Origin of the sequence: Lentimicrobium sp. S6, assembly GCF_013166635.1 — a bacterium.
Classification (GTDB): domain Bacteria; phylum Bacteroidota; class Bacteroidia; order Bacteroidales; family UBA12170; genus UBA12170.
Window position 1 is genome coordinate 1 of sequence record NZ_JABKBZ010000113.1, and the last position, 9865, is coordinate 9865.

The following is a 9865-nucleotide window of genomic DNA, read 5'->3' on the forward strand; positions in this document are numbered from 1 at the left end:
TCTTCTGTTTTTGAGATATCTTCGTAATGTAGCATGTTTTGTACTTTTTGTGTGGTAACCTAAAGATACAATAAAACCAAGGGATTCCCAAGGTTTCATGCTGCATTTTTTCTCTAAAATGCTCAGTATATAACGGTGCGAAACTTCAGTTAATGAGATAAAAAAAGGCAAGCTTGGGGGGAAGCTTGCCTGACTCTTGGAGAGAAGTAAATTTAATGCGTTAACCTATTTAAATAGGGTATCTTAAACAACAGGGCAAATATAAGATGCATATTTGAACTAAATGTCCTAAATGAACATCTGTAGCCAAGTAATGAATAAGCGCAATGGTTTATTGAATATTCTCCTTTATGCCTTTGTTAATTGATGGAAAACATGTTCCAGATTACTATCTTTCTTGTTCATGCTCAGTATTTGAATATCTGATTTTACTGCCCACTGAAACAATGATTTCCTGATTTCTTCATCACCAGAAGCAATAATCTCAAATGAAAGATCATTTATTTTAATCACATTTGTAACTCCTTTGATTTTATTCAATTCAGAAAGCTCAACTTTTTTATCCATCTCTATCTGTATGGTTTCTGTGTTTCCAAGAAGTTTACTCAATTTGGACGTTGCATCATCCGCAACAATTTTACCATTATTAATAATAATAACTCTATCGCAGATAGCTTCCACTTCTTGCATAATGTGTGTAGAAAGCAAAACGGTTTTCTCCTTACCTATAGACTTAATCAAGTCGCGAATCTCCACCAACTGATTGGGATCCAAACCTGTAGTTGGCTCATCGAGGATTAGTATTTCTGGTTCGTGAATTAAGGATTGAGCCAAACCCACTCGTTGACGATAACCTTTTGATAAAGCTCCTATCTTTTTATTTTGTTCTACTTTTAATCCTGTTAACTCAATCACTTTATTAATGCGCTCCTCAATATTATCTTTCATTTTATAAATCCCAGCCACATAATGGAGATATTCTCTAACATACATTTCCGGATATAGAGGATTATGCTCTGGCAAATAACCAATCTTAGCCTTCACTTTCAAAGGTTCTTCCATCACATCAAAACCATAAACACGTGCTTCTCCGGAACTTGGAGGCAAAAAACAACTAATAATTTTCATTATTGTTGATTTACCAGCTCCATTAGGTCCTAATAAACCCGTGATTTCACCTTTATTAATAGTTAAGCTAACTTGATCCAATGCTTTTTGTTCTCCATAAAGCTTGGTTATATTTTGCAATTCAATGGTCATGCTTTATTTTTTTTGCGAAAATACAGATTTTTAGAAAACCAATGAACAAAAGTATTTCAAAGATATATTCAAAAAAAGAAAAAGGTCGGAAGTACCAAGACAGCAGCTTAAAGCCTTCTATCTTGTAGACTATTGTGCTGTATTCCAAATTGAACTCCTATGTATTTTATTCAACCTCCACAATTTACAATCAAAACAAAATCGCAATAACAATATGAATAAAGAAAATATTTTTAATTAAACGCTTGGTCAATTGAAAATATTTACTAATTTTGACCAATCGTTCAGTCAATAGACAAATCTCTTTGTACCGAAAGCATTATAGGTCTGTTTTACGAATGAAATTCGTTGTAATAATTACTAAATATGGCTGGAAGTTGGAAGCCCGAAGTAGATTTACTTCTAGCTTCAGACTGTCGACTTCGAACCACAAAACTTGTAGAAACTGAAATACTAAATAACACAGTTTCAACTAAAGAATGAGACCAATAAATATGTCACCAAGAACAAAAGAACAATTCGAAAACATTAGGCAAGAAAGAAAGCAACAAATACTCGATGCTGCCCTCGAAATTTTTGCCAAAAATGGATATTACAAAGCAAGCATCAGTCAAATAGCAACAGAAGCCAAAATATCTAAAGGCCTCCTATATAATTACTTTCAAAACAAAGAAGAATTGCTTACCGAGGTTATGTCTGATGGAATCAAATATCTATTGAGAGGATATGGGAAACAATCAGAAGACAATGCCAAAGACCAACTTAAGAAAATGATAGAACAAAGTTTCGATATGATGGATGAAGACCAGAAGCATTGGCAGCTTTATTTCTCCACCATGATGCAAACAGAAGTCCAAGCTTTAGTCATGGAAGAGATGATGGTCACTCTAATGCCTGTATTTGAAAATTTAGCTGCTATTTTCGGAGAATTGGGTTTTGACACTCCCTTACAGGAGGCTCAGTTATTTGGCGCTATGCTAGATGGTTTTGGAATGAACTATCTCATCAATCCTCAGGCTTTTCCTAAAGAGTATTGTATCAAAAGATTATGTGAAATATATCAATTAAATAAATAGATATGAAAACAAGAATAATATTGATTTGTCTTTTACTAGTTGGGTTAGCCCTCAACTTTCCTTCAAAGGCACAAACAGATGAAAAAGCAAAAGAAATAGTAAAAAAGGCTCATGAGATCACTCTAGGAAAAACAAGTAAGACCACCATGACCATGAAAATCATTCGTCCTGAATGGACCAGAGAAGTGAGCATGCAAAGTTGGAGCATAGGGACAGAAAATTATCTGATTTATATTATGTCACCCGCCAGAGATAAAGGACAAGTATTCTTAAAAAGAGAGAAGAATATGTGGAATTGGATTCCCAGTATTGGGAGAATGATTAAGATTCCACCAAGCATGATGATGTCGAGCTGGATGGGTTCTGATTTTAATAATGATGAATTGATGAAAGAAAGTTCATTGGTAGTGGATTACACCCATCAATTTTTAAAGGAAGAAGAAATTGATGGAATGCCATGTTATCAAATTGAATTGACGCCCCTCCCTTCTGCTCCAGTTGTTTGGGGAAAAGTCATCTTATGGATAAGCAAAGAAAAATCCTTTAGCCTAAAAAGCGAATTCTACGATGAAGATGGAGTTCTGGTAAATGTTCAAAGTTCATCAAAGGTAAAAATGTTTGGAGATCGCGAACTCCCTTCTTACATGGAAATGATTCCGGTAAAAAAGGAAGGTCATAAAACCATCATGATAATAACAGATGCAGAGTACAATGTGAAGGACATTAATGAAAAGATGTTCTCTCAGCAGATGATGAAGAGGATACGTCCAGAATAAAAAGAAAAAGTTAGAAGTTGGAAGCTAGAAGGAAGAAGGAAGAATCTTCGTGCTTCAAACCTCATGCTTCAAACCAAATAACAATAAGCATAATACCCTTCAACAAACTCAGGGTACAAGATCAATGTCTCAACAAGGACAAATAACAAATTATGAAAACATCATTAATTATAGCCTGGAGAAATATATGGCGCAACAAGAGGAGGTCACTGATTACAATGGCCGCCATCTTCATGGCAGTATTTCTCTCGGTATTTATGCGCTCCATGCAAAAGGGTACTTATAGCCAAATGATTCAAGGTGGCATCAATCAAGTGGGCTATATCGAGATTCACAAAGATGGATATTGGGATAATCAAAACATCAATAAAGCCATGGTTATATCACCAGAACTCAGGGAAAGCATACGCTCTATTCCAAATGTGAAGGAAGTTACACCAAGGCTCAGTAATTTTGGACTGTGCTCTTCAGGCAATCAAACTAAAGCAGGTATGGTTATAGGTGCAAATCCTGAATTGGAAAACAGACATACCGCTTTAGCCAAGAAAATCATTTGGGGTAATTACTTAAGCAATCATGATAATGGCATATTGGTAGCCGAGAACTTAGCCAAATTCCTTAAACTGGCTAAAATCACCAAGGATACTATAATTGAAGAAGACGGAAGTATGACATTTTTCAAAAATGTAGAAATGCTGCAAGATAGCTTGGTGATTATCAGTTCCGGCTATCAAGGAAACAGTGCCTTTGGCTTATTCCCCATTAGAGGAATTATTAGCTTACCAACTCCTCAGCAAAATGGCTCTATGGTTTATATGAGTTTACAAGAAGCTCAGTATGTATTTAGCCCCTACGTTCCCAATCTTTGCACCTCGATATCATTAGATTTACATGATCCTGAAAAAATAGAGGAGACCCAAATAGAGCTTTCAAAAACCCTTGGCGAAAAATACGAGGTAATGACTTGGGGCAGCATGCTCGCCGAACTCGTTCAAGCTATTCAACTTGATAATGCTGGTGGAATTATGATGATGGGACTACTTTATGTAATTGTGGGTTTCGGATTATTGGGAACCATTATTATGATCAGCCTAGAAAGAAGAAAAGAAATGGCTGTGATGGTTTCTGTGGGAATGAGAAAAAGCAGATTAACCTTGATGATGATATTTGAAACGATAGTTTTAGGAATTGGAGGCGTGGTCATAGGAATCCTCCTCAGTCTTCCTTTTGTTTATTATCTCAATGTAAATCCAATTCTACTACAAGGAGAAATGGCCACCATGATGGAATCCTATAATATAGAACCTATACTTCCATTTTCTATGGACCCTATGATATTTTTTGGGCAAGGAATCGTTATTTTATTGATTTCCTTTATTGCAGCCCTCTACCCTATCTATAGTATTATGAGAATTAAACCTACTGATGCACGTTAAAAAATAAGCCTTATGAATATAAAAATATCATGGAAAAATGTTTGGCGTAATAAGCTTCGTAGCTTAATAATTATCCTTGCCATAGCGGTAGGTCTCTTTGGCGGTATATTTACCAATGCCTTCTTTGTGGGGATGCTAGACCAAAGAATCAATGCCGTAATTAGCAACGAGACTGCTAATATACAAATACATCACCCTAGCTTTCTTTTAGACGAATCCATAAACAATGGAATTGAAAATGGCATTGCAGTGATAGATAAAATTAAAGCTGTTGAAGGCATTAAGGGTATCAGTCCCAGAATTAATGAAACAGGAATGGCCAGCACTGCTGAAGCCAATACCGGAGTCATGATTAATGGAATCGACCCAAAAATGGAAAAGGAAGTGACTAAAATTCATCAAAAGCTTTATGAAGGGGAATATCTAAAAGCCTCCTTTCAAATCCCTATTCTTATTGGCAAAAAACTATCGGAAAAGCTAAATGCCGATATAGGAGATAAAGTTATTTTATCGATGGCAGATGGTGAAGGAGAAGTGGTTTATGCTGCCTTTAAAGTTTGGGGTATTTATAATACAAACAACGATATGTTTGATGGGATTCATGTTTTTGTATTGAAAGATGAATTACAAAAGCTTCTCAAAACTCCACAAAACTATGTGTCTGAGATTGCTATTTCGATGGATGACGACCAATTCACTTTAAAGGCAAAAGATGAAATGATAAGCCTCCTCCAAACAGAAGTGGATCAAAAAGAAATCATCGTTCAGGATTGGAAAGAAATAGATCCGAGTTTAAATATGATGATTCAAAGCATGGATACTTTTGCTTGGTTCTTCATCATCATTATTTTAATTGCGCTGGCGTTTGGAATCATAAACACTATGATTATGGTAGTGATGGAGAGAACTCGTGAGCTTGGAATGCTCATGGCGATTGGAATGAACAAGAAAAGAGTCTTTAGTATGATTCTATGGGAAACTATCTTCCTTTCCTCCGTAGGCGCGATTACTGGTCTCTTTTTCTCGGCTTTAGTTATTGGCTATTTCGGAAGAGTTGGCTTAGATTTATCCTTGTTTGGGAAGGGAATGAATTCCTTGGGTTTTGATACCATTATCTACACAAAATCTAGCATCGAATTTTATCTAAGCGTGGCATTTTTGGTCTTTATCACAGCCATTATTGCTTCCATATTTCCTGCTCGCCAGGCCTTGAAATTACAGCCCGCAGAAGCAGTGAGGGATTAGAGTGGGAAGCGGGAAGTTAGAAGTTGGAAGCAGGAAGTAAATCAAGCTTCAAACTTCATGCTTCGAGCTTCAAACCTTTCAATTAAAAAAAAACAAGAAACAAGAAAACATATATATCATGTCAATTATAGAAATAAAAGACCTCAGAAAAACATATAATGAAAAAACAGTTCCTGTTCATGCCGTTAATGGAATAGACTTACAAATTGAGGAGGGTGAATTTACAGCTATTGTTGGTCCTTCTGGTTGCGGAAAGACAACCTTTTTAAATATGGTGGGTGGCTTGGATGTGTCCACAAGCGGAAGCGTAAAAATAGATGGACAAGACATTTCTGGCTTAAGTTCAAAGCAACTCATCGATTTTAGGTTAAATCATATTGGATTTGTGTTTCAGGCTTACAACCTCATTCCTGTGCTTACTGCTGTTGAAAATGTGGCCTTTATCATGGAGTTACAAGGAGTTTCAAAAGCCGAACGAGAAAAAAGAGCCAAGGAATTATTAGAGCAGGTAGGCATTGGAGATAAATTCAATAGCCGCCCCAATCAACTTTCGGGTGGACAACAGCAAAGAGTAGCAGTAGCTAGGGCCTTGGCTAGTAAACCAAAATTCATATTAGCTGACGAACCCACTGCCAACTTAGATTCACAATCCACAGGAGATTTATTAGATATGATGGCCGATTTAAATCAGAAGCTAAATATCACTTTCCTATTTGCTACTCACGACCAACGAGTAATGGATAGAGCACGAAGAATTGTCACTCTTACTGATGGTAAGATTAGTTCTGACGAAATTAGAAAATAAACTAATCATGAAAAAGGTAATCATTTTCCTATTATTGCTATGGGCTTTTAACTCTCAAGCTCAAAAGAAAATTGAAATTGACGGGCGCATAGAAGGTATGCCTGTTTATATGGCCAATAATAAATCTGACCTTTCAGCCATAGGAATTTCTAGCGATCAAATCATGACCTATACTGAGCTGAATAATAGAATCAATTTACGTTGGTATCCCATAAATGAATTAAGCTTGGAAGCTGGAATTAGAAATAATTTCACTTTTGGCAATATGGTTTATCAAACCAATAAAGCCTTGGATGGTGCCTATAATGATTTACTGGTATATGATGATGGATATTTGAATTTAACCAAGAAATGGTCGGAAAGTAATAATGGTGTGTTCTATACTAATATCGATAGGCTTTTTGCCACTTTAGAGTTGGGGAAATTTAATGCCAAGATTGGTAGACAAAGAATCAACTGGGGAATGAATATGGTTTGGCAACCCAATGATATTTTCAATACTTTTAATTATTTGAATTTCAACTATCCCGAAAGGCCAGGAAGTGATGCCATCAGGGTTCAATATTATACTGGCTATACCTCAACATTAGATGTAGCCTATAAAATTGACTATGAAGAAAGAAGTACCTACGCCGCTCGCTATGTTTTTAACCAATGGAATTACGATTGGCAATTGATGGGTGGTGTGATGAATCAAGAATATTTTGTTGCTGGCCTTGGTTGGTCGGGAAGTATTAAAGGAGCAGGTTTTTCAGGTGAAGCCTCCTATTATTCTCCCATGATTAGCGACACTGCATTCCAGGAAACCTTAATTACTACTGTCTCGTTCAACTATACCTTCTCAAAAGGACTTTTTCTACATACTTCTCTACTCTATAATTCCAATGGAAGCACAGGAAAAGCAGGTCGAGGATTCTTTGTGATGATGGATAATATTTCTGCCTTGGATTATACTTTATCAATGGCTCAAGTTTTTGCTCAAGTTTCTTATCCTTTGACTCCTCTCATTAAGATTGATATGTCAGGAATCATCAATCCCTTTGATGGTAGTTTTTATTTAGGCCCCTCTGTTGATTTCTCATTAACAAAGGATGTGTCCTTATACTTCATTGCCCAAACCTTTTTCGGAGAATCCGGATCAGAATACGGAGACTATGGTCAGATGTATTTTGCTCGTATTTCTTGGGCTTTTTCTAATTAGTCTAGTTTTCATAATTTATTAAGAAGATACGCTTATCACACATATCATTAGGAGGGTCAGAGTATCTTTACAGTTCTATAATAAAAAAAGAAAAGTTATATAATGCCAAGCACCCCATTTTTAGATCGTCGTATACAAGTGAAAAAAACCGCAAACGCCACATTGATACGATATATAAAAGATTGAAATAATTACAAAAAGCAGTTTGATCGGATTGGTGCTCTTTTGGTAGAGTGTCTAGTGCGAGAGAATTAATTTTGCCCCAATAAACAACACACTTTCAAACCGCTGTATGCCAGCACTACAAACCAAAGTTTGCAAAAGAGTTATTTTTCACACCCAATATTTCTATTATAAAATGCAAAAAACACTTTGAGATAAAACCTATTTCAAAAAAAATCATGTTAAATTATTTGACACTTGTGTAAGATAAATTTACAACGTCTTTTACAATACGAAACCATAAAACTTTGACTATGTATACATTACGGTTACGGCATTATATTTGAACATATTAAATTCATTTTAAATCAAATAAGGTATTATGAAACTGAATTAAGCCTATGGATATCTGCGATATGAATAAATAAATAATTGGCAAACTTAATTTCCAAACACGCATGAGTCAATGCTTATCCAAATTTTTGTCAAAAAGCTTGCAAATGCCAGCCCATGTAGTCCAAAGGACTTTAGGTTTTGCTGCCCAAAAAAACAAAATAAACTAGCAACGCTGAGCTCCACATTCCGGCTCTTGCTCCGTAGCAAGGTCAGTACGGATTGATTAAGATAAAAGAATAGCCTCATAAAAGTCTGGAATAGAGTTTTATGAATAACAAACACCAGCAAAAAACACGCAAAATGAAAAAAATAGCATTTACATTAATAGTTTTTATCGGGCTTAGTGGAATTCTAAATGCTCAGCAAAGGAATAATAAGTTGACCTTTGATAATGTTATAATTAATATCCCCAATTCATTAACTTTATGTCCACAAGACATTGCCAATTATATACATTCAAAATATTCTACTCAAGACTCAAAAATTCAAGCTTTATATTTTTGGATCGCTAAGAATATTCATTATGATATTGAGAATATGTACTCATTTGATTATGATACGATTGGGATAATTTCAAAAACCCTAAAAACTCGCAAAGGAATTTGCTACAATTATGCCCTATTATTTAGTGATATTTCCAATAGGTTAGGAATTAAAAGTTTTGTTATTACAGGTTATACGAAAATTGATAATGAAATTGATTACACCCCTCATTCTTGGTGTGCTGGAATGATTGATTCGAAGTGGTATATATTCGACCCTACATGGGGGTCAGGCTCAGTATCGAATGGAAATTACATAAAACAAATAGACCAATATTATTACAAAATGTCCCCTAAAAGAGCAATACGTACTCATATGCCTTTCGATCCATTATTTCAATTTTTATATTACCCTATTACTAATAATAATTTTTGTGCCAAAAGGAAGAAGCCTAAGAGTAATAATACTTATTTTAATTTTGATGATTCTCTTACTGTTTTTGAGAATTTATCAATAACAAAACAATTAATCAATACAAAAAGAAGATTAGAGAATAATGGTATAAATAGTTATTTTATATTTACCATTATCAATCAATTTAGACAAGAAATAGACGATAATTCATACAATCAAACAATAGATACATATCACATAGCTCTGAATTCATATAAAGAAGGTATATTTCAACTTAATCGGTTTATTGATTATAGAAACAAACAATTTGCCGCGATTGAAAATGATTCTGTTTTAATAATAATCTTAGATAGTGTTGAGAATTCTTTTTTTTTGTCAATTGAATATTTAAAACATATTGATAGTCCCAATCAAAATATCCAAAAACAAATGGACAATATTCATAAATCTATTGAGAGTAACATGTTGTACTTTAATGAGCAAATGGTCTAGCCCCCTATTAATCGGACTATTTTAATTTAGGTTCAAATATATGTGTTTTTCATTACTTATTTTCATAATATTGCTTTAGCAAGAAACGACTGAAGGTGACCTTTCTGCCGGTGGTTGTT

8 protein-coding genes are annotated in these 9865 nt (G+C 34.8%); 7 read left to right on the top strand and 1 reads right to left on the bottom strand.

The genetic code is table 11. The features are described from left to right. Positions 1-348: 348 nt before the first annotated feature. Positions 349-1260: a gliding motility-associated ABC transporter ATP-binding subunit GldA gene (gene gldA / locus HNS40_RS20805; protein ID WP_172284585.1), complete on the bottom strand. Its 912-nt coding sequence runs from the start codon at positions 1258-1260 to the stop codon at positions 349-351. Positions 1261-1739: 479 nt separating this feature from the next. Here gldA and HNS40_RS20810 point away from each other — a divergent pair, with 479 nt between their 5' ends. The 7 genes from HNS40_RS20810 to HNS40_RS20840 all read left to right on the top strand — a co-directional run bounded on the left by HNS40_RS20810 (position 1740) and on the right by HNS40_RS20840 (position 9746). Continuing rightward, on the top strand, positions 1740-2336 hold the full coding sequence (locus tag HNS40_RS20810; RefSeq protein ID WP_172284587.1) for a TetR/AcrR family transcriptional regulator: 597 nt from the start codon (positions 1740-1742) through the stop codon (positions 2334-2336). A 2-nt stretch (positions 2337-2338) separates the two neighbouring features. Further along, positions 2339-3112, top strand: coding sequence for an outer membrane lipoprotein-sorting protein (locus HNS40_RS20815; RefSeq protein ID WP_172284589.1), 774 nt, complete (start codon positions 2339-2341; stop codon positions 3110-3112). A gap of 152 nt (positions 3113-3264) precedes the next feature. Beyond that, positions 3265-4548, top strand: a complete 1284-nt coding sequence (locus HNS40_RS20820; protein ID WP_172284591.1) for an ABC transporter permease — start codon at positions 3265-3267, stop codon at positions 4546-4548. A 12-nt stretch (positions 4549-4560) separates the two neighbouring features. Continuing rightward, positions 4561-5793 carry an ABC transporter permease gene (locus HNS40_RS20825; protein WP_172284593.1) on the top strand — a complete coding sequence of 411 codons (1233 nt, stop codon included), beginning with the start codon at positions 4561-4563 and terminating at the stop codon, positions 5791-5793. 118 nt (positions 5794-5911) lie between these two features. Further along, positions 5912-6598 (top strand): ABC transporter ATP-binding protein, encoded by a 687-nt coding sequence (locus HNS40_RS20830; RefSeq protein ID WP_172284595.1) that lies wholly within the window; start codon positions 5912-5914, stop codon positions 6596-6598. Between the two features lie 7 nt (positions 6599-6605). Continuing rightward, entirely contained in the window at positions 6606-7799 is a 1194-nt protein-coding gene (locus HNS40_RS20835) for a hypothetical protein (protein WP_172284596.1), read from the top strand. A gap of 858 nt (positions 7800-8657) precedes the next feature. Next, a complete protein-coding gene (locus HNS40_RS20840; RefSeq protein ID WP_172284598.1) occupies positions 8658-9746 on the top strand; it encodes a transglutaminase domain-containing protein in 1089 nt (362 codons plus the stop codon). Positions 9747-9865: the final 119 nt, after the last annotated feature.

Bases quoted from the DNA above. Each gene is read 5' to 3' on its own strand.
- gldA (WP_172284585.1), bottom strand. From the start codon at position 1,260: ATGACCATTGAATTGCAAAATATAACCAAGCTTTATGGAGAACAAAAA.
- HNS40_RS20810 (WP_172284587.1), top strand. From the start codon at position 1,740: ATGAGACCAATAAATATGTCACCAAGAACAAAAGAACAATTCGAAAAC.
- HNS40_RS20815 (WP_172284589.1), top strand. From the start codon at position 2,339: ATGAAAACAAGAATAATATTGATTTGTCTTTTACTAGTTGGGTTAGCC.
- HNS40_RS20820 (WP_172284591.1), top strand. From the start codon at position 3,265: ATGAAAACATCATTAATTATAGCCTGGAGAAATATATGGCGCAACAAG.
- HNS40_RS20825 (WP_172284593.1), top strand. From the start codon at position 4,561: ATGAATATAAAAATATCATGGAAAAATGTTTGGCGTAATAAGCTTCGT.
- HNS40_RS20830 (WP_172284595.1), top strand. From the start codon at position 5,912: ATGTCAATTATAGAAATAAAAGACCTCAGAAAAACATATAATGAAAAA.
- HNS40_RS20835 (WP_172284596.1), top strand. From the start codon at position 6,606: ATGAAAAAGGTAATCATTTTCCTATTATTGCTATGGGCTTTTAACTCT.
- HNS40_RS20840 (WP_172284598.1), top strand. From the start codon at position 8,658: ATGAAAAAAATAGCATTTACATTAATAGTTTTTATCGGGCTTAGTGGA.